Consider the following 19,760-nt stretch of genomic DNA (forward strand, 5'->3'; position numbering starts at 1 on the left):
ATGTTGCCCTTTTGGATCGCCCTGCAATTTCTCAGCAGTTTGCCGATTCGCCTGCCCGGCATGCCCGCACCTCAGGAGCTGGGGCGGTCGCTACTGTTTTATCCGCTGGTCGGGCTGCTGTTTGGCGCACTTTTATGGGCGCTGAACTGGCTGTTGCTTGGCACGCCTCTGTTGCTTCACGCCGCGTTGTTGCTGACTGTTTGGGTATTGCTCAGCGGCGCGTTGCACCTGGACGGTCTGGCCGATAGCGCCGATGCCTGGCTCGGTGGCTTTGGCGACCGTGAGCGCACGCTGACCATCATGAAAGACCCGCGCAGTGGGCCGATTGCGGTGGTGACGCTGGTGCTGGTGTTGCTGCTCAAATTCGCCGCGTTGCTGGCGTTGATCGAGCAGCAGCACAGCGTTGTGCTGATCATCGTTCCGCTGATTGGTCGCAGTGCGATGCTGGGATTGTTCCTGACCACACCGTATGTGCGTGCCGGCGGGTTGGGGCAGGCGTTGGCCGATCATCTGCCGCGCTCTGTGGGTAAACAGGTGCTGGCGGTCAGTGCGTTGGCTTGTGTTTTGATCGCTGGAGTCAGCGGTGTCTGGGCGCTTTTGCTGGCGGGGGTGATGTTCGTTTGGTTGAGGCAGGTGATGCTGCGGCGATTGGGCGGGACGACGGGCGATACGGCTGGGGCGATGCTGGAGTTGATGGAGATGGCGGTGCTGGTAGGATTGGCGTTGGTCTGATGGTTTGTGGGCTGGATGTGCCGGCCTCATCGCGAGCGGGCTCGCTCCCACATTGATGGCGTCGTACATAAATTCAACGTCCACTGAAGATCCACTGTGGGAGCGAGCCTGCTCGCGATAGCGGTCTGCCAGACATTTCTATATCGCTGATTAAACCCTTCTGTAACTTGATTTAACACACTCGCGGGTATATACACGCACCATGCTCGACTCTCAATGTTTATGCATCAACCTGCGTCGCGCCGCCCGTGGCGTCAGCAGGCATTACGACGGCGCTCTCGACGGCTTCGGGATCAACGTTGCCCAGTATTCTTTGCTGTGCAATCTGCAGCGCCTGAATGAACCGAGTATTTCCACCCTGGCCGAAGCCATGGGCCTGGACCGCAGCACCCTGGGGCGCAATCTTCGGGTGCTGGAAGGTGAGGGCCTGGTCACGCTGGTCGAGGGCGAGGACATGCGTAATCGCATCGTCCGGCTGACCGAGGCGGGCGCCGATCGCCTGGCCGCGGCCTTGCCTGCGTGGGAAGCGGCGCAGCAGCGGTTGGTCGATCGTTTGGGCGCCGAGAAGCGCGAAACCTTGTTGCGATTGCTGGACGAACTGGCGTGATGCCGGTTTTTCCGATCTTAAGCGGGTATATACCCGCTACCGGAGAATAAGAATGACATCGATGTGGCGTACGTGCGGTTGGGTGTTGGTGGGGAGTGCGCTGATCCTGGCATTGTCTTTGGGCGTGCGCCACGGCTTCGGCTTGTTTCTGGCACCCATGAGTGCCGAGTTCGGTTGGGGCCGTGAGACGTTTGCGTTTGCCATTGCCTTGCAGAACCTGATCTGGGGCCTGGCGCAGCCCTTCACCGGCGCGCTGGCTGATCGCTTCGGCGCGGCGAAAGTGGTGTTGGTCGGTGGTGTTCTGTACGCATTGGGCCTGGTGTTCATGGGCCTGTCCGACTCTGCCGTGACCTTATCCCTGAGTGCGGGCCTGTTGATCGGCATCGGTCTGTCGGGCACTTCGTTCTCGGTGATCCTCGGCGTGGTCGGCCGTGCCGTGCCGCCGGAGAAACGCAGCATGGGCATGGGCATCGCCAGCGCCGCCGGTTCTTTCGGTCAGTTCGCGATGTTGCCCGGCACGCTGGGGTTGATCGGCTGGCTGGGCTGGTCTGCGGCACTGCTGGTGCTGGGCCTGCTGGTGGCGCTGATTATCCCGCTGGTGAGCATGCTCAAGGACAAACCGCTGCCAGTCCTCGGCCATGAACAAACCCTCTCCGAAGCGCTGCACGAAGCCTGCTCCCATTCGGGGTTCTGGCTGTTGGCGTTCGGCTTTTTTGTCTGCGGTTTCCAGGTGGTGTTCATCGGCGTGCATTTGCCGGCGTACCTAGTGGACCAGCACCTTCCGGCCACGGTGGGCACCACGGTGCTGGCGTTGATCGGGTTGTTCAATATCTTCGGCACGTACACCGCAGGATGGCTCGGCGGTCGCATGTCCAAACCGCGCTTGCTCACCGGTTTATACCTGCTGCGGGCGGTGGTGATTACGCTGTTCCTGTGGGCACCGGTCACCACGACCACCGCGTACCTGTTCGGCATGGCCATGGGTTTCCTGTGGCTGTCGACGGTGCCGTTGACCAACGGCACGGTGGCGACCTTGTTCGGTGTGCGAAATCTGTCCATGCTCGGTGGGATTGTTTTCCTCTTTCACCAGCTCGGTTCGTTCCTCGGTGGCTGGTTGGGTGGGGTGGTGTATGACCGAACCGGGAGCTATGACTTGATCTGGCAAGTGGCGATTCTCTTGAGCCTGTTGGCCGCAGCCCTGAACTGGCCGGTGCGTGAGCAGCCGGTAGCGCGCCTGCAAACCCGGTTGAGCGCGATATGAACCGTCTCTGGCCGCGGATTGCAGTAGTCGCTGTCGGCGCCTTGCTGCTGGCGTTGGCCTGGTGGGGCTGGCATCAGGGCGGGTTGGCGCTGATGCAGTTGGGTATGGGTGCTTGCTAGGAACAGGCGTGGGCGAGTAACTTCGTTTGTGACCATTGATCAAGGATGCACCGACATGTTGATGCGCTGGATTGCAGTCCCCGCGTTGCTGGTGGCGTTTACCGGATTGGCACAAGCGGCTGAGTGCCCGGAGCTGTTGCAGGGCTCGTTGCCCAAGTTGCGCGCCAAGGAGTCCATCGACCTGTGCCAACGGTTTGAGGGTAAACCGCTGGTCGTAGTCAATACCGCAAGTTTCTGTGGCTTTGCCCCGCAGTTCAAAAGCCTTGAAGCGCTTAACCAGCGCTACAAGGATCAGGGGCTGGAGGTGATCGGCGTTCCGTCCAATGACTTCAAGCAAGAGTCTAAGGATGGCGAAGAGACTGCCAAGGTCTGCTACGTGAACTACGGCGTGACGTTCACCATGACTGAGCCGCAGAAAGTCCGCGGTGATGACGCGACTCACTTGTTCAAGGTCCTCGCCAAACAGACCAGCGCGCCGAAGTGGAATTTTTACAAATACGTGGTCGACCGCAAGGGCAAGGTGATTGCCAATTTCTCCAGCCTGACCAAGCCCGATGATCCCGAGTTCATTGCAGCGGTGGAAAAAGCCCTGGCTTCCCAGCCCTGATTTACGCCCACTAAAAAGCCCCGCCTCTGTACAAGAGAGCAGGGCTTTTTAGATTCAGTCGGCGAGCGTTTCAGGCTCGCCGTGAATCATCAGAAGCGGTAGGTCGCGCCAACACCGAAACCGTTCGCCGAGTTTTCATACTTGGCGTCGTAGCTCTGGCCACGGTTGTTGCTGTTGCTGACCTTGACTGACTCTTCACGCAGGTACGAGTACGCCACGTCGATGGTCAGGTCGTCGGTCGGGCTCCAGCCGGCGCCCAGGCTGAAAATCTTGCGATCGCCAGTCGGGATGCGTGGGGAGCGATCGACGTTATTGGTCGGCGCCTGGTCGACGGACAGGCCGGTACGCAGTACCCATTGCTTGTTCAACTGGTAGGACGCGCCGATGGCGTGAGCCCAGGTGTCGTGCCAGTTCTGTTCTTCGGTGATGGTACCGAACTGGCCGTTCAGGATGGCAGGAACACCCTTGTTATCGACGGTGATTTCTTTCAGGCGGCTCCAGCGAGTCCAGGTGCTGCCTGCGTACAGAGTCCACTGGTCGTCCAGCTGATGAGTGACCGAGAAGTCCACCGATTCAGGGGTGGTCAGGTCCAGCGAGGCGTCGTACTTCTGGCTTGGATTCTGACCGACCAGGCCAAGCACGTTGTAGTTGACCTTGGTGTCACCCTCGAGCTTGTACTTCACTTTCGAGTGGTAGGTCAGGCCGACGCGAGTGCTGTCGGTGGCTTGAACCAGCACACCGATGTTGTAGCCCAGTGCGGTGTCGTCACCCTTGATTTTGACCTTGCCGTCCGGCGCGGCCTGGGTGATCGAGAGGTTCGATTCCAGGGTGCCGTCAATACGGTTGATGGTCGGACCGAAGCCGATGGACACCTTGTCGTTGAAGGCGTAGCTGACTGTCGGTTGCAGGGTGACGATTTTAACTTCGCTCTTGCTGCCGAAGTAACGGCCGGCAAAGTTGTTCTCGTAATCGGTCACCAGGCCGAACGGCGCGTACATGCCGATACCGAATGCCCAGTGGTCGTCGATTGGCTTGACGTAGTAACCCATCGGCACGGCGATGAACGGAACCATGTCGCCGTCGTTGCTGCCGCTGTTCGGGCTGGAGCTGGCGTGGCTGATGTCAGTGTGTGCGTCGAGAAATGCAGCACCACCGGTGACTTGTTCGCGCTTGAGGCGGGACATGCCGGCAGGGTTGCCAAAAATAGTGCTTGCGTCATCGGCAGAGGAAGATCGCCCGGCAAAACCTGTACCCATCCCGCTGATGCTCTGTTCGTTGATGGCAAAGCCACTTGCGAAAATCTGGGTGGATGCCAAGGTAACAGCGAGGCTGAGTGTGGTTTTGAGCATTACTTTTTTCATTATTAGAACTCCTGGTGATCACCGGGGCGAAAATTACCAACATTTTCGTCCCAGCGCTATAGGCTGTATGGCTTGAGTTAGAGCGGTTTTGTAGGACAATCCGACCGAATTCGCGACCCGTTACAGGATCTTTGGAAACCGGTGGGTCAGCAGGCGACCTGATTCATTGGTGAAACACAGGTTTGCCAGGCGTAGGTAAAGTCGCGCAGGCGTCCTTGAGGCTGAAAAGTCTGGCGCCAGATTCGGGCCATACCCAACAAGTCATCTGCGGCGGGGAGGGGAGTGTTCTGTTCTTCTACCAGCAGCCAGGCAATGGCAGTGGCGTAACGCAGGTTGACGGTCAATTCCAGATGCGGCCCGCTGAGAAAGGCATGCTGGCTGGCGAGGCCGCGCACGAGGCTCGCGCGCTCCGGGTCCAATGCCAGGTAATGATCCCAGAGAGCCTGATGGCGGGGTTCGGCGATTCGGTACAGGCCGTGTCCACGGCGGTCATGCAGGGCGGAGCCGAGGGCTGACTGGCTGGCGGCGATGCCCAGTAACAGGGCTTCGGCAGTCGCGCTATGGCGTCCGAGGTAAATCAATGTCGGACGGATCACATAACGGCACAGTTCGCTGGCAGCGATACCCATAAAGCCCTCGAAACATGAAGTGGGCGGCGATACCTGAAGGGAGCGTTGGCAGCGGGTGAATCGAATCAGGCTCGCCGGAAGCGGATCAATCCGCTTGAGTTGAAGTGTAGTGTCATATTCGCGCTGTAAAGGACTGTTTTTAAAATATTTCCGGCTTCGAGTTATAACCGTTATACCGGTTAGTGCTTAGCCGCATGTTGCGCAATGAGAAATATCGGGCAATAAAAAGCCCCGCTTTTTGAGCAGGGCTTTTGAGGTTTTCAGTCGTTCTGGCGTATCAGGCAACCAGTGCCTGACGGGTACGCTCGATCACTGCCTGCAGCGGTTCTGCGCTGGAGTATTGATCGGGGTACAGGCGTTCGCTGTGACGAGCGATGCCGTGTTCGTTGACCAGAGTAAAGCTGAAGCAGCCTTTGCGAGCGGCCATGATCAGGCAATTCATTGGTGCAAAAGCGTTGGTTAGGGTGCGAATGGCATCTTGGGTGTGGATTTGAGTAGTCATTAAATGGGTGTTCCTACAAGCGACACGGATAAGAACCGTGCAAAATTAAAACGTTCCAGTGACGACGACCACCATTGGTCGAACGAAGAACCCGACTGGAACAAAGCAGCCAGTTTGAAGCGCTGATAATTGGCGCGCTTGGGCTGGCAGGTAGGTACTTAGGAGGGCAGGCAACACATCAAGGGCAAAGGTTCTGGGCCCGGGGTGAAGATCCTGATCAATTTGCAGGTTGGTTCGGTCAGAGTAAGTGAGCTTCGCAACACCCTTCGCTTTCGATTCAAAGGCTGTGTTGGCGCAAGGTTTACCTGGAAACCATCGAGGTGGTCGATCCCGCTTGTTCGGTGGAGGCTTCCTTTGGGAAGGCTGACCGGGAGGATTTGTTCGACCAGAATTGACTTTCAGCTTGGTACTAACGCCGCGGATAGTAACGGATCGAGTGGGTGAAGGGAAGCGCGAAAGCAAAATAATTTCAGACCTGAGCAATCTTGCTCCGCAATGGGACGATTTCCGACCACTGGTCGTCGGTCCGGCACAAGCCTGGGGCAAGGGTTTGCCAAGGTTATCCCCAGAAACGCACTCCAAAGCGCTCCGAAAAAGCGCATCGATATAACTGCCACGAAGGTACTTGTGCACATAAGTTGCGCAGACCGTAACCGGACTGTCATCTGCGCCCCGACCACAGTGGGTGCCTGTATTGAAAATTTAAGTCAATGAAAAACATCGCTTTTTTTTACTGGTGAAAAAATCGTCAGTTTGACTGCGAGCCCCATTCCACAGGGCTTTGCGTAAGTTCAAGGACGGTTGTCCACTGAGTTATCCACAGCTTCTGTGGATTGTCCCGAGCGCTTGCTCTAGGACGGGCGTGCCGGGTTTTTTAGGCTTTACCTGTAAGAAAAAAAGAGTAGAGTGGCGCGCCTTCCGATCTGCCCCACAGTGCTTTATGAAGTTTCGCTCCGTATCAGTTTCTGCCACCTCCACCCCCCCCAGTGTTACCCCTCCCAAGCGCTTTTCGATGCGCGTGGCGGAGTGGTTGCTGGACAGCCCGCGCCTGAGTGAAAACACCAACGTTAAACACTTCGCCGGACGCTTGCTCAAGCAGCCTGCTCGTGAAGGTGTGGTGGCCGCGCAAAGTCGTCTCGGCCAACTGATGTGCCGCGAATGCGGCAATGCCCGGGATCGCCGCATTGGCCAGGACCTGTTGCGTCAGGCCGCGCGAGCGGGCGATCGGCGCGCCCTGCAGGAACTGGGCTTAGTCGAAGACTGAGCTGTCCAAGTTTTGACGCCTTGGTTAACCTTCAAGCTTTATCTCATCGGCAGGAGTCGCTATGGCTATGGACTTGACCAGCATTTTGCTTGGTCTGGCGGGCGCTGCACTGCCATTGCTGGTACTGGCCTGGCAAATCCAGCGCCGTGCGAGCGCGGGACAAGCCGAGGTGGCCATGCTGGAAGAGCGTCTGGCCATGTCGCAACTGGCGCAGGACGGCTTGAACGCCCAGCTCGAAACCTGCCGCGATGAAATCGGTGATCTGGGCCAGGCCAACGCCGCCAAGCAGGCAGACATGGCGGCCATGCGCCGTGAAATTGAACTGCTGCAGATCGAGCGCGACGACGCCCGCGACGCGTCTCACGCCTGGAACATCGAACGCGCCGGCAAAGAAGTCGAGCTGCGGCGCCTCGACGCCCAGGCGGCCTCGCTCAACGCCGAACTGCGCGAGCAGCAGGACAGCCATCAGCAACGCCTCAACGACCTGCAAGGCTCACGAGACGAGCTGCGAGCACAGTTCGCCGAACTGGCGGGCAAGATCTTTGACGAGCGTGAGCAGCGTTTCGCCGAAACCAGCCAGCAGCGTCTGGGCCAGTTGCTCGATCCTTTGAAGGAACGCATTCAGTCTTTCGAAAAACGCGTCGAGGAAAGCTATCAGGCCGAAGCCCGCGAACGGTTTTCCCTGGCCAAAGAGTTGGAGCGTTTGCAGCAGCTGAACCTGCGCTTGAGCGACGAAGCCACTAACCTCACTCGAGCGTTGAAAGGGCAGAAAACCCAAGGCAACTGGGGCGAGCTGATTCTTGAGCGCGTGCTTGAACACGCCGGGCTGGAGAAGGGCCGCGAATACCAGACCCAAGTCACCCTCAAGGGCCCGGACGGTGAGCGTTTCCAGCCGGACGTGATCATTTATCTACCGGGTGACAAGCAGGTGGTGGTCGACTCCAAAGTCAGTCTCACAGCCTATCAGCAATACGTGGCGGCCGAGGACGATGCCATCGGCCAGATCGCCATCAAGCAGCACGTGCTGTCGCTGCGCAATCACGTCAAAGGCCTGTCGGGCAAGGATTACAAACGACTCGACGGCTTGCACAGCCTGGATTTCGTCTTGCTCTTCGTGCCGATCGAAGCGGCTTTTTCCGCGGCGTTGCAGGCTGAACCGACACTGTTTCAAGAGGCGTTCGACCGCAACATCGTCATCGTCAGCCCGACCACGCTGCTGGCGACCCTGCGAGTCATCGACAGCTTGTGGAAGCAAGAGCGCCAAAGCCAGAACGCCCGGGAAATCGCCGAGCGCGCCGGATGGCTGTACGACAAGTTCGTGTTGTTCATCCAGGATCTGGACGAAGTCGGCAATCGCTTGCAGCAACTGGACAAGGCCTACAGCTCAGCGCGCAACAAGCTGACAGAAGGGCGCGGCAACCTCGTCAGCCGCAGTGAACAGTTGAAGTTGCTGGGTGCCCGAGCCAGCAAGAGCTTGCCGGCTGATCTGCTGGAGCGGGCGATGACCGATGTCGATGGGTTGGCTGAGTTGCCTGAATAGGTCAAAAGCCAAAAGCTTCGTCGGGACGCCGCCCGGAGCAAGCCTGCTCCCACAGGGTTTTTGTGTTGTTCACTCGATGTGTGCAACCACTCCGACCCACTGTGGGAGCGAGCGTGCTCGCGATATAGGTAGTCCAGACACTACCGTGTTAAAACCTGCCGCATCACAACGGCAAATGCCGACTCAACAACGCCCGCAACGCCGCCGGTTTCACCGGTTTCGCCAGGTACTCCAGGCCCGCCGCATGCACTTGGGCCACCGTTTCCGGCCGGCCATCGGCACTGATCACCACCCCGGGCACCGGCTCCCCAAGCTGGGTGCGCAGCCACGCCATCAACTCGGTCCCGGTCTCGCCATGGTCCAGGTGGTAATCCACCAGCGCCAACTGCGGACGTACACCGTCGTTCAACAGCGCCGCACATTCATCGCGGTTGCGCGCGGTCCAGACCTGGCAACCCCAGCGTGTCAGCAGGCTGTTCATGCCGATCAGGATGCTGTCTTCGTTATCGATACACAGCACCTGCGCGCCGCTCAACACATGGCCATTGAGCTCGCTGACCTTGGCCGGCGCGACAGTCTGTGCCCGCGCCAGCGGCACGCTGACACTGAACACGCTACCGCGCCCCGGCCAGGACCGAACGCGCAAGGTGTGACCCAGCACGCGACACAGCCCATCCGCAATCGCCAGCCCCAGGCCCAGGCCTTTCTCGGCGCGCGTCTGGTGGCTGTCGAGGCGTTTGAATTCTTCGAAAATCACCTGCTGTTTATCTTCAGGAATCCCCGGTCCTCGGTCCCAGACCTCCAGGCACAACTCGCCCTTGCGCCGCCGGACGCCGAGCAGCACGGGCCCTTTGGCGTAGCGGAAGGCGTTGGTCAGGAAATTCTGCAAGATCCGGCGCAGCAATTTGATGTCACTGTCGACCCGCAACGTGCTGCCCCGAACTCGGAATTTCAGCCCTTGCTCCTGAGCCAGTGCCTTGAATTCGGCACCGAGCGCGTTGAACAGCTCGTTAAGCACAAAGGGTTTGGGGTCCGGGTTGATCTTGCCGTTTTCCAGGCGGGAAATGTCCAGCAGGTCGCTGATCAGGTCCTCGGCCGAGCGCAGTGAACTGTCCAGATGATGCACCAGTTTCTGCGCCTCGCTGGACAGGCCATCGTCTTGATGGGAGAGGGCAGCGGAGAACAGGCGTGCGGCATTCAGTGGTTGCATCAAGTCATGGCTGACCGCCGCCAGAAAGCGGGTTTTCGACTGGTTGGCCGATTCGGCGGTGCCCTTGGCTTCGGTCAGGGCAACGTTGAGTTGTGACAGTTCGTGGGTCCGTGCGGTGACCCGCTGCTCCAGGCCTTCGTTCGCTTCGGTCAGCGCCTGCTCGGCCTCGCGGAACGCGGTGATGTCAGTGAAACTCATGACGAAACCGCCGCCGGGCATCGGGTTGCCGATCAGCTCAATCACACGTCCGTTGGGGAAAAGTCTTTCAGAGGTATGGGCGCGCCCCTGACGCATCCAGTGCAAGCGGCGGGCGACATGCACTTCGGCTTCGCCGGGGCCGCACAGACCGCGCTCGGCGTTGTAGCGAATGATGTCGGCAATCGGTCGGCCAAGCCTGATCAGCCCATCCGGGTAATTGAACAGCTCCAGATAGCGCCGGTTCCAGGCCACCAGTTTCAGCGACTGGTCGACCACGCTGATGCCCTGGGTGATGTTTTCGATAGCGCCTTGCAACAGGGCGCGGTTGAACTGCAGCACTTCCGAGGCTTCGTCGGCGATACGGACTACATCCTCCAGCTGCATTTCCCGACCTTCGATGGCGGCTTTTACCACCGCGCGCGTCGACGAAGCGCCGAGTACACCGGCCAGCAAGCGTTCGGTATGGGCGATCCATTCACCGTCGGCGTTCTGGTTCGGGTTGAAGCCTTTGCCCTGGCGGTAGGCAAATCGGATGAAGCTCTGCCGCGCCCGTTCTTCACCGACGAAGCGGGCGGCCAGTTGCAGCAAATCGTCGATCTGCACCGCCAGCATCGAGCGGGCGCTGGGGCGAGCACTGATTTCCTGACCGATGAAACGACCCGCCTGCCAGTGCTCGGAAACCCTCGTGCGTGACAGCACCGACACCCAGGCGAACAGCGTGAAGTTGGCCGCCAGCGACAACACCACGCCTTGTGTCAGCGGGGTAAGCGGCAGATTCAGCGGGTTGCTGTGCAGCCACGCCAACCCTGGAAAACTGCTCAGGGACAACCCGAGGCTGTGGGCCGCGATCGGCAGAATCAGGGTGTAGAACCAGAGGAATGTGCCGGCGGCGAGGCCCGCGAATACGCCCCGGCGGTTGGCCTGTTTCCAGTACAGCGCGCCGAGCATGGCCGGGGCCAGTTGGGTCACGGCGGCGAAGGCGATCTGGCCAATGGTTGCCAGGCTCGCGGTGGAGCCGAGCAGGCGATAACTGACGTAAGCCAGCAACAGAATCACCACGATGCTGACCCGGCGCACCGACAGCATCCATTGGCGGAACACTTCGAACGGCCGCTCAGCGTTGTTTCGGCGCAGCAACCACGGCAGCAACATGTCGTTGGAGACCATGGTCGACAGCGCGACGCTGGCGACGATCACCATGCCGGTCGCCGCCGAAGCACCGCCGATAAAGGCCAGCATTGCCAGGGCCGGGTGGGCTTGGGCCAGGGGCAGGCTGATGACGAAAGAGTCCGGCAGCACTGAACTGGGCAGCAGCATCTGACCGGCGAGGGCGATCGGTACTACAAACAACGCCGCCAACGCCAGGTAAGCAGGGAACACCCATTTCGCCAGGCGCAAATCCTGAGGGTCGATATTTTCCACCACCGTCACGTGGTACTGCCGGGGCAGGCAAATGATCGCCATCATCGCCACGCCGGTCTGCACCACCATCGACGGCCAGTTGATGGTTTCCTTCCAGTACTCCTCCAGGCGCGGGGCGAGCATGGCCTGGTCGAACAGGTCTTCGAATCCGTCGTACAAGCCGTAGGTCACGAACGCGCCGACCGCGAGAAACGCGAACAGCTTGACCAGCGATTCGAAGGCAATCGCCAGCACCATGCCGCGGTGGTGTTCCGTGGCGTCTAGGTTGCGGGTACCGAAAACAATGGTGAACAGCGCCAACACCAGCGACACGATCAGCGCCGTGTCCTGAGCGCGGGTGCCCATGGCGTCGGCACCGGCGCCGATCAGCAGGTTCACCCCGAGGACGATGCCCTTGAGTTGCAGCGCGATGTAGGGCAACACGCCCACCAGGCAGATCAGCGCCACCACCACCGCCAGCGACTGGGATTTGCCGTAGCGGGCGGCGATGAAGTCGGCGATGGAGGTGATGTTCTCCTGTTTGCTGATCATCACCATTTTTTGCAGGACCCACGGCGCGCAGATCAGCAGCAGGATCGGCCCGAGGTAGATCGGCAGGAAAGACCAGAGTTGTTCGGCGGCCTGGCCGACTGCGCCAAAGAAGGTCCAGCTGGTGCAATAGACCGCCAGCGACAGGCTGTACACCCACGCGCGCACTCGCGGCGGCAACGGCGTGCTGCGGCGGTCGCCGTAAAAGGCGATGGCGAACATGATGGCCATATAGGCCAGGGCGACGGCGGCGATCAGCCCGCTGGACAACGGCATGGGAACTCCCGACAAAAGACACCCGGGACTCCCGCCCGGTCAGACAGTCTCGCACGATGGCAGGGGTTAGTCAGTGTCGACCAAGGTCGTGGCGTGGTGGGGTGTCGCAGGGTGTTTGTCTGTTGGATCTATGGCGTCCAGGCCGGCCTCTTCGCGGGCAAGCCTCGCTCCGACAGGTTTTGTGTTGTTCACCGATTATGTGTACGACACAGAACCTGTAGGAGCGAGGCTTGCCCTAATGCCAGTCAGTTAAGAAATTGACTTGCCCGCCCAGCAGTAATAGAAACGGGCTTATGTTTTTATGAGCCCGCTTCATGTCCCTACAAAACGCCCTTCAAGAAGTTACCAAACTCAATCCGATCTCTTTCGAACGCTTTGCGCAACTGATCGATCCCCTGTGGATCGAGCAAGCGCTGGCCTCGACCGGAACGGTTTCTCTGCGCCGTAGACGCCTGCCGGCCGAGCGTATTGTCTGGTTGGTGGTGGGGTTGGCCTTGTTCAAGAACGAGCCGATTTGGCTCATCGTGCAGCAGCTGGGACTGGCTTTGGGCGAAGCAAAGGTGCCTGTGCCCAGCGCAGCAGTCCAGGCCCGGCAACGGCTGGGAGCAGAGCCCCTTGCCGCACTGTTTAAGCAATTGGCAGAGTCATGGGGCGGTGCTGAGCAGCCAGCTTCGGCTGGCTTTTTAGGGTTACGCAGCTTTGCGGTAGACGGCGTGGTTTGGTCCACCCCTGACACACCAGAAAACCGCCAAGCCTTTGGTGGCGGGCGGACTCACTCGGGAGACGGAGCCTGGCCACAAGTGCGCGGTGTTTGCCTGATGGATACCTATAGTCACTTGATTCGGGCTGCCTGTTTTGGCGAGTTTGCTGTCGGCGAACTTCGCTATGCCAAAGGTCTGGAGAAAGCGGTAAGCGATCATTCGGTGACGATTTTTGACCGCGCCTATTACTCGGCGGCCCTCTTGCTCGACTGGCAGCACAGTGGAACCGAACGGCACTGGCTCATGCGGGCACGCAAACCGCTCAAGTACGAGGTGATCGAAGAGTTGGGCGCCGGTGATTGGCTTGTGCGACTGACGGTTTCCAGAGATGCGCTCAAGCAACGTCCAGACCTTCCTAGCCATTGGCAGGCAAGACTGATTGAGTACTCGATAGACGACAAACCCCGCCGCTATCTCACCTCGTTGATCGATGCCGAACGTTACCCTGCCAATCAGGTGGCGGGGCACTACAACGAACGCTGGGAAATCGAGTTGGGTTACCGCGAGATCAAGCAAAACCTGCTCAAAGGAGAGCAATTACGCAGTAAACAACCTGATCTGGTGCGTCAAGAACTGTGGGGAACTCTGCTGGCCTACAACCTGATCCGTCAGGAAATGCGCTTGATGGCTGAAGAAATAAAGGTGGTACCGCAACGCTTGAGTTTTCTCTGGTTGTCTCAAGCGGTCAGCAATGCGCTGCGCTTCTGTCCGCTGGAAACGCCAGGCACGATCCCTAAACGACTGGCAGAACTGAGAATCCAGGCTCAGCACTTCATACTGCCAGCCAGACGAGAGCGAAGTTACCCAAGAGTGGTCAAGCCTAGACCAGTCAAATACCCCAAAAAGAGGGCTGGAGGGCTTAACTGACTGGCATTAAGGCTTGCCCGCGAAAGCGGTCTCACTGCTGCAACGCAATCTCGATCAACCGATGCAACTCCTCAACCTCCAGCGGCGCCGCCGAAAACAGGATACGAAACACCGTCGGTGCCGCCACCAGGTTGATCAATCGGTCGACACTCGGCTTCGGCTCATCCGGGTAACGATCCAGAATTGTCTGCAACTGCCCGCCGATGATTGTCGCGCAATAGACCGGTGTGGTGCTGCATTGCACGTCGCGCAGCATGTTGCGGCCGGGTTCGGAGCTCATCTCGTCCAGGTACTGCTCCGCCCAGGCCTGCACATCACTGTTCAGGCTGCCGGTGTTGGCCGGTTCGCTGTCCGGGCGCAGGCGGGCGAGGGCGACGTCGGCCAGCAGCGTCGACAAATCGCCCCAGCGTCGATAGATGGTCGACGGCGTCACCCCGGCGCGCGTAGCGATTTGCGGCACGGTCACGGTCGAACGTTCCTGCTCTTCGAGCAGATCGCGGACAGCAGAATGAATCGACTCTTGCACCCGGGCGCTTCGACCGCCCGGGCGTAAACCTTCTTTAATAGCCATACGGCGGACCTTAACACAAAGAATTTGCTTTAAGCGCTGGCCGGTAGCACACTCCGCAAAAGCAATAAATTAGCTTTTGCGGAGTGTGCGCATGTCCAGCTCGATATCAAACCGTTCCAGCCTGTGGTTTCTGGCGATCACTTTACTGAGTTTTCTCGCCGCTTCCACTGCGCCGACGCCTCTGTACCACTTTTATCAGGAACACCTGCAATTCTCGGCAGCGACCCTGACCCTGATTTTCGGCGTGTACGCCATCAGCCTGCTCGCGGCGCTGCTTACGGTCGGTTCGCTCTCGGATTACCTGGGACGCAAACCGGTGATCTTCACCGCGGTGGTGCTGAACATGCTGGCCATGCTGCTGTTTATCAATGCCGACAGCGTCGCGTGGCTGATCAGCGCCCGGGTGCTTCAGGGCTTTGCGACCGGGATGGCCACGGCTGCGCTGGGTGCCGCGTTGCTGGACACCGATCGCCAGCAAGGTCCGCTGGTCAATAGTGTCGCGCCGCTGCTCGGCATGGCGGTTGGCGCCATGGGCTGCGGCTTGTTGGCCGAGTTCGCGCCGCTGCCGCTGCAATTGACCTTTTGGGTGCTGCTCGCGCTGTTCGGGTTGCAGGCGCTGTACGTCTGGCGTCTGCCGGAAAGCGTCAGTGCGCAACGTGGTGCGTTGGCATCGCTGCGTCCGACCCTGCATGTGCCCATCCAGGCGCGGCGTGCGTTGTGGCTGGTGCTGCCGATCAACTCCGCCGCGTGGGCGCTCGGTGGTTTCTACGCGTCCCTCGCCCCGTCGCTTGTGCGGACGGCTACCGGATCGACGTCGAATCTGATTGGCGGGGCGACAGTGGCGGTGCTGACCGTCACCGGCGCGTTGATGATCTACAGTTTGCGCAGTCGCCCCGCGGACAAAGTCTTGCGGATCGGCGCGAGCATTCTGCCCGTGGGGGTGGCGCTGATTTTACTGGCGGTCCACAGCGCCAGCCTGCCGCTGTTTTTCATCGGGACGCTGGTCGCCGGTTGCGGTTTCGGCGCCAGTTTCCTCGGCTCGTTGCGCAGCGTGGTGCCAATGGCTCTGCCTCATGAACGGGCAGGATTGATGTCGGCGTTTTATGTACTCAGTTATCTGGCGTTCTGCTTGCCGTCGTTGCTGGCGGGGAATCTGACGCGAGCCTTTGGTCTGGTGACCACGACCAATGGCTATGGCGCGGTGCTGATTGTCCTGTCGCTCGGCGCTCTGCTCGCGCTGATGTGTCAGCAGCCTGTCAAAGTCTGTGGCGTCGATGTTCGATGACCGCTAGCCTTGGCCCCGTCATTCATTTCGACGGACCGCCCCGATGAAGATTATCCGCAGTAAATCCTTCACCGCTGACCGTGCCTGGGGCGCCTTGGATATCGCCAACATGAACGGCATCACCACCCGTTTGCACTGGACTGACCAACCGTATAAATGGCACGTCAACGATGGGCAGGAAGTGTTCGTCGTGCTCGATGGCCAGGTGCAGATGCGCTACCGCGAAGAAGGCGTCGAAAAGGAAGCGCTGCTGGACGTGGGCGATATTTTCTATGCGTCGATCGGTACCGAACACGTCGCCCATCCGCTAGGCGCGGCGAGGATCCTGGTGATCGAGACGGAAGGCAGCGTTTGACGCTATATCTGCAAAACAGATAACAGTTAGAGATATTACCCGTTATATAGATATTCGATTCAGATCTACCATGAGTTCCACCTCACAAGAGGAAGAGGAATTCACCATGACATGCCCCAACACCACGACCCTCGGTTTAAAACCGCTCAGCCATTTGCAGCACCCGCTTGAGGCCATTCGCCAATTCACCCCCAACTGGTTCGCCGCAACCATGGGGACGGGCGTGCTGGCGTTGGCGCTGGCGCAATTGCCCGTATCCATACCCGGCCTGCACGCGGTGGCCGAAGGTCTCTGGCTGCTCAATATCTGCCTGTTTGTATTGTTCACCGCAGCGTACGCGGCACGCTGGGTGCTGTTCTTTGATGAGGCGCGACGGATTTTCGGCCACTCCACGGTCTCGATGTTTTTCGGCACCATCCCCATGGGGTTGGCGACCATCATCAACGGTTTCCTGGTGTTCGGCTTGCCGCGCTGGGGCGACGGTGTGATTCATGTCGCCGAAGTGCTGTGGTGGCTCGATGTGGCCATGTCTGTGGCCTGCGGCGTGCTGATTCCCTACATGATGTTCACCCGCCAGGAACACAGCATCGACCAGATGACAGCGGTCTGGCTGTTGCCTGTGGTCGCGGCGGAAGTGGCCGCCGCCAGCGGTGGTTTGCTGGCACCGCACCTGGCCGATGCCCATTCGCAACTGGTGGTGCTGACGACCAGCTACGTACTCTGGGCCTTTTCCCTGCCGGTGGCGTTCAGCATTCTGACGATTCTGTTGTTGCGCATGGCGCTGCATAAACTGCCTCACGAAAACATGGCCGCCTCCAGCTGGCTGGCGCTGGGGCCGATCGGCACCGGAGCGTTGGGTATGTTGCTGCTGGGCGCCGATGCGCCGGCGATCTTCGCGGCCAACGGCCTGCCGGGCATAGGTGAAATTGCCGCCGGGTTGGGCCTGGTGGCCGGGATCACGCTGTGGGGATTCGGCTTCTGGTGGATGCTGATGGCGGTGCTGATTACCGTGCGTTACCTGCGCGACGGTATCCCGTTCAACCTTGGCTGGTGGGGCTTCACCTTCCCGCTGGGCGTCTATTCTCTGACGACGTTGAAACTGGGCAGCACCTTGAACCTGACGTTTTTCAGTGTCTTTGGCTGCGTGCTGGTGGCGATGCTGGCGGTGATGTGGCTGATCGTCTCCCTACGCACGGTGCAGGGCGCGTGGCGGGGCGAGTTGTTTGTCTCACCGTGCATTGCAGGATTAAAGAAATAACCTGCAAAGATTAGGTAATGTGTGGCCTGGATCGACGCTCGACATTCCAATAACAATCGCCACGCCACTCTTTACCCAACATCAGGGACACATGGAAGATGAGCCACCCCTCACAGTTCACCTTGCTTCGCACCCGGCGCTTCCTGCCGTTCTTCGTCACGCAGTCCCTCGGGGCGTTCAACGACAACATCTTCAAGCAGTCGTTGATTCTCGCCATTCTGTACAAGCTGACCATCGAGGGTGACCGTTCGATCTGGGTCAACCTGTGCGCGCTGCTGTTTATCCTGCCGTTCTTTCTGTTTTCGGCGCTGGCCGGCCAGTTCGGGGAAAAGTTCGCCAAGGACGCGCTGATTCGGCTGATCAAGCTCGGGGAAATCGCCATCATGGCGGTCGGCGCGGTCGGTTTCCTGTTCGATCACCTGTTGCTGATGTTGGTGGCGCTGTTCGCCATGGGCACGCACTCGGCGCTGTTCGGGCCGGTGAAGTACTCGATTCTGCCGCAAGCCCTGCGTGAAGAAGAACTGGTGGGTGGCAACGGGCTGGTGGAAATGGGCACGTTCCTGGCGATCCTCGCGGGGACCATCGGCGCCGGGATCATGATGTCGTCCAGTCATTACGCGCCCATCGTTTCCACTGCGATCATCGGTGTCGCAGTGCTCGGTTACCTGGCCAGTCGCAGCATTCCCCGGGCGGCGGCCTCATCGCCGGAGATGCGCCTGAACTGGAACATCTTCAGCCAATCCTTGGCCACCTTGAAACTGGGCCTGGGGCAAACGCCTGCGGTGTCGCGTTCCATCGTCGGCAATTCGTGGTTCTGGTTTGTCGGAGCGATTTATCTGACGCAGATCCCGGCCTATGCCAAGGAATGGATGCACGGCGACGAAACCGTGGTGACGCTGATTCTGACGGTGTTCTCGGTGGGTATCGCGCTGGGCTCGATGCTCTGCGAAAAACTCTCCGGACGCAAAGTCGAGATCGGCCTGGTGCCGTTTGGTTCGTTCGGGTTGACGGTGTTTGGCTTGCTGCTGTGGTGGCATTCCGGCGGTATTCCGGACAGCGTTGACGGCCATGGCTGGATCGAAATCCTCGGTTTTGGCCACACCTGGCTGGTGCTGATCGACATTCTGGGGCTGGGGATTTTCGGCGGTTTCTATATCGTGCCGCTGTACGCGCTGATTCAGTCGCGCACCCCCGAGAACGAGCGGGCGCGGGTGATTGCTGCCAACAACATTCTTAACGCACTGTTTATGGTGGTGTCGGCGATTGTCTCGATCGTTCTGCTGAGCATGGTCGAGCTGTCGATCCCGCAGCTGTTTCTGGTGGTGTCGCTGCTGAACATTGGCGTCAACGCCTACATCTTCAGCATCGTCCCCGAGTTCACCATGCGCTTCATGATCTGGCTGCTCAGCCATTCCATGTACCGCGTGGAGCATCGCAATCTCGATCTGATCCCGGATGAAGGCGCGGCATTGCTGGTCTGCAACCATGTGTCGTTCGTCGACGCGTTGCTGATTGGCGGTGCAGTGCGTCGGCCGATTCGCTTTGTCATGTACTACAAAATCTACAACCTGCCGGTGCTGAACTTTATCTTCCGTACCGCCGGGACGATTCCGATCGCGGGGCGCCAGGAAGACATTCAAATCTACGAAAAGGCCTTCACGCGCATCGCTCAATATCTGAAGGACGGTGAGCTGGTGTGCATCTTCCCTGAAGGCAAGTTGACTGGTGACGGAGAGATGAGCGAGTTCAAGGGTGGGCTGGTGCGGATTCTCGAAGAGACACCGGTGCCGGTGATTCCGCTGGCGTTGCAAGGGTTGTGGGGGAGTTTCTTCAGCCGCGATCCGGGCAAGGGGTTGTTTCGTCGGTTGTGGTCGCGGGTGACGTTGGTGGCGGGGCCGGCGGTGGCGGTTGAGGTGGCGGAGCCCCTGAAGTTGCAGCAGTTGGTAGGAGATTTGCGTGGGGTCGTCAGGTAGTCGGTGACTGTAAGGGCCTCTTCGCGGGCAAGCCTCGCTCCTACAGAGGTACTCGACCACCTGTAGGAGCGAGGCTTGCCCGCGAAGGCGATCGTAAGGTCAGGCGCTAACCTTGAGGCCAACCAACCCGGCAATAATCAACGCCACACTGGCCAGCCTGAACAGCGCCATGGATTCACCAAACAGAATGATCCCGGCGATGACCGTGCCCACGGCGCCCACGCCCGTCCAGATCGCATAGGCAGTGCCCAGCGGCAATTCCTTCATGGCAAGGCCGAGCAAGCCAAGGCTGATGACCATGGCGGCAACGGTCAATGCGGTAGGGAGAGGGCGGCTGAAACCGTCGGTGTATTTCAGGCCGACGGCCCAGCCCACTTCGAACAGGCCGGCGAAAAACAGAATGATCCAGGACATGAGAGACCTCCATCGATTGA

The 19,760-nt window shown here is 59.6% G+C and carries 18 protein-coding genes; 12 read left to right on the top strand and 6 right to left on the bottom strand.

The genetic code is table 11. The features are described from left to right. The 5 genes from ACYZTM_RS24140 to ACYZTM_RS24160 all read left to right on the top strand — a co-directional run bounded on the left by ACYZTM_RS24140 (window position 1) and on the right by ACYZTM_RS24160 (window position 3,326). Entirely contained in the window at window positions 1–732 is a 732-nt protein-coding gene (locus ACYZTM_RS24140; RefSeq protein ID WP_131062191.1) for an adenosylcobinamide-GDP ribazoletransferase, read from the top strand. 202 nt (window positions 733–934) lie between these two features. Continuing rightward, the gene (locus ACYZTM_RS24145; RefSeq protein ID WP_131062190.1) at window positions 935–1,339 is read left to right on the top strand and encodes a MarR family winged helix-turn-helix transcriptional regulator; all 405 of its coding nucleotides are present in this window, start codon (window positions 935–937) and stop codon (window positions 1,337–1,339) included. A 52-nt stretch (window positions 1,340–1,391) separates the two neighbouring features. After that, the gene (locus tag ACYZTM_RS24150) at window positions 1,392–2,600 is read left to right on the top strand and encodes an MFS transporter (protein WP_109628668.1); all 1,209 of its coding nucleotides are present in this window, start codon (window positions 1,392–1,394) and stop codon (window positions 2,598–2,600) included. Beyond that, window positions 2,597–2,719, top strand: a complete 123-nt coding sequence (locus ACYZTM_RS24155; RefSeq protein WP_255142658.1) for a hypothetical protein — start codon at window positions 2,597–2,599, stop codon at window positions 2,717–2,719. Before ACYZTM_RS24150 ends, ACYZTM_RS24155 begins: the two co-directional genes overlap by 4 nt. Window positions 2,720–2,774: 55 nt before the next feature. After that, window positions 2,775–3,326 carry a glutathione peroxidase gene (locus ACYZTM_RS24160; protein WP_461985027.1) on the top strand — a complete coding sequence of 184 codons (552 nt, stop codon included), beginning with the start codon at window positions 2,775–2,777 and terminating at the stop codon, window positions 3,324–3,326. A gap of 89 nt (window positions 3,327–3,415) precedes the next feature. Here ACYZTM_RS24160 and ACYZTM_RS24165 read toward each other — a convergent pair whose 3' ends face one another. From ACYZTM_RS24165 to ACYZTM_RS24175, 3 genes are all read right to left on the bottom strand, one after another. Continuing rightward, on the bottom strand, window positions 3,416–4,687 hold the full coding sequence (locus ACYZTM_RS24165) for an OmpP1/FadL family transporter (RefSeq protein WP_131062187.1): 1,272 nt from the start codon (window positions 4,685–4,687) through the stop codon (window positions 3,416–3,418). Window positions 4,688–4,833: 146 nt separating this feature from the next. Further along, window positions 4,834–5,316 carry a hypothetical protein gene (locus tag ACYZTM_RS24170; protein ID WP_461985029.1) on the bottom strand — a complete coding sequence of 161 codons (483 nt, stop codon included), beginning with the start codon at window positions 5,314–5,316 and terminating at the stop codon, window positions 4,834–4,836. A gap of 277 nt (window positions 5,317–5,593) precedes the next feature. Beyond that, the gene (locus ACYZTM_RS24175) at window positions 5,594–5,818 is read right to left on the bottom strand and encodes a hypothetical protein (protein WP_008031832.1); all 225 of its coding nucleotides are present in this window, start codon (window positions 5,816–5,818) and stop codon (window positions 5,594–5,596) included. Between the two features lie 940 nt (window positions 5,819–6,758). Here ACYZTM_RS24175 and ACYZTM_RS24180 point away from each other — a divergent pair. After that, window positions 6,759–7,082: an SEL1-like repeat protein gene (locus tag ACYZTM_RS24180; protein ID WP_131062185.1), complete on the top strand. Its 324-nt coding sequence runs from the start codon at window positions 6,759–6,761 to the stop codon at window positions 7,080–7,082. 175 nt (window positions 7,083–7,257) lie between these two features. After that, a complete protein-coding gene (locus ACYZTM_RS24185; RefSeq protein ID WP_461989198.1) occupies window positions 7,258–8,622 on the top strand; it encodes a DNA recombination protein RmuC in 1,365 nt (454 codons plus the stop codon). A 163-nt stretch (window positions 8,623–8,785) separates the two neighbouring features. On the opposite strand, the gene ACYZTM_RS24190 is transcribed toward ACYZTM_RS24185, so the two are convergent. Beyond that, window positions 8,786–12,256, bottom strand: coding sequence for a hybrid sensor histidine kinase/response regulator (locus ACYZTM_RS24190; RefSeq protein ID WP_461985032.1), 3,471 nt, complete (start codon window positions 12,254–12,256; stop codon window positions 8,786–8,788). A 314-nt stretch (window positions 12,257–12,570) separates the two neighbouring features. On the opposite strand from ACYZTM_RS24190, the gene ACYZTM_RS24195 reads away from it, so the two are divergent. Continuing rightward, complete coding sequence (locus ACYZTM_RS24195) at window positions 12,571–13,884, top strand: IS4 family transposase (RefSeq protein WP_131063535.1); 1,314 nt, start codon at window positions 12,571–12,573, stop codon at window positions 13,882–13,884. 31 nt (window positions 13,885–13,915) lie between these two features. Here the strand turns inward: ACYZTM_RS24195 and ACYZTM_RS24200 are convergent, their stop codons facing one another. Further along, on the bottom strand, window positions 13,916–14,455 hold the full coding sequence (locus ACYZTM_RS24200; RefSeq protein WP_461985034.1) for a TetR/AcrR family transcriptional regulator: 540 nt from the start codon (window positions 14,453–14,455) through the stop codon (window positions 13,916–13,918). Window positions 14,456–14,546: 91 nt separating this feature from the next. On the opposite strand from ACYZTM_RS24200, the gene ACYZTM_RS24205 reads away from it, so the two are divergent. The 4 genes from ACYZTM_RS24205 (at window position 14,547) to ACYZTM_RS24220 (ending at window position 19,326) form a co-directional block, all read left to right on the top strand. Further along, window positions 14,547–15,740 carry an MFS transporter gene (locus ACYZTM_RS24205; RefSeq protein ID WP_461985036.1) on the top strand — a complete coding sequence of 398 codons (1,194 nt, stop codon included), beginning with the start codon at window positions 14,547–14,549 and terminating at the stop codon, window positions 15,738–15,740. A 43-nt stretch (window positions 15,741–15,783) separates the two neighbouring features. Beyond that, the gene (locus ACYZTM_RS24210) at window positions 15,784–16,095 is read left to right on the top strand and encodes a cupin domain-containing protein (RefSeq protein WP_131062180.1); all 312 of its coding nucleotides are present in this window, start codon (window positions 15,784–15,786) and stop codon (window positions 16,093–16,095) included. Window positions 16,096–16,201: 106 nt separating this feature from the next. Beyond that, on the top strand, window positions 16,202–17,353 hold the full coding sequence (locus tag ACYZTM_RS24215) for a TDT family transporter (protein WP_461985039.1): 1,152 nt from the start codon (window positions 16,202–16,204) through the stop codon (window positions 17,351–17,353). A gap of 98 nt (window positions 17,354–17,451) precedes the next feature. Then, entirely contained in the window at window positions 17,452–19,326 is a 1,875-nt protein-coding gene (locus ACYZTM_RS24220) for an MFS transporter (protein ID WP_461985041.1), read from the top strand. 99 nt (window positions 19,327–19,425) lie between these two features. On the opposite strand, the gene sugE is transcribed toward ACYZTM_RS24220, so the two are convergent. Beyond that, window positions 19,426–19,740 carry a quaternary ammonium compound efflux SMR transporter SugE gene (sugE, locus tag ACYZTM_RS24225; RefSeq protein ID WP_131062177.1) on the bottom strand — a complete coding sequence of 105 codons (315 nt, stop codon included), beginning with the start codon at window positions 19,738–19,740 and terminating at the stop codon, window positions 19,426–19,428. Between the last annotated feature and the right edge of the window lie 20 nt (window positions 19,741–19,760).

The organism is Pseudomonas sp. MDT2-39-1, from assembly GCF_054898085.1.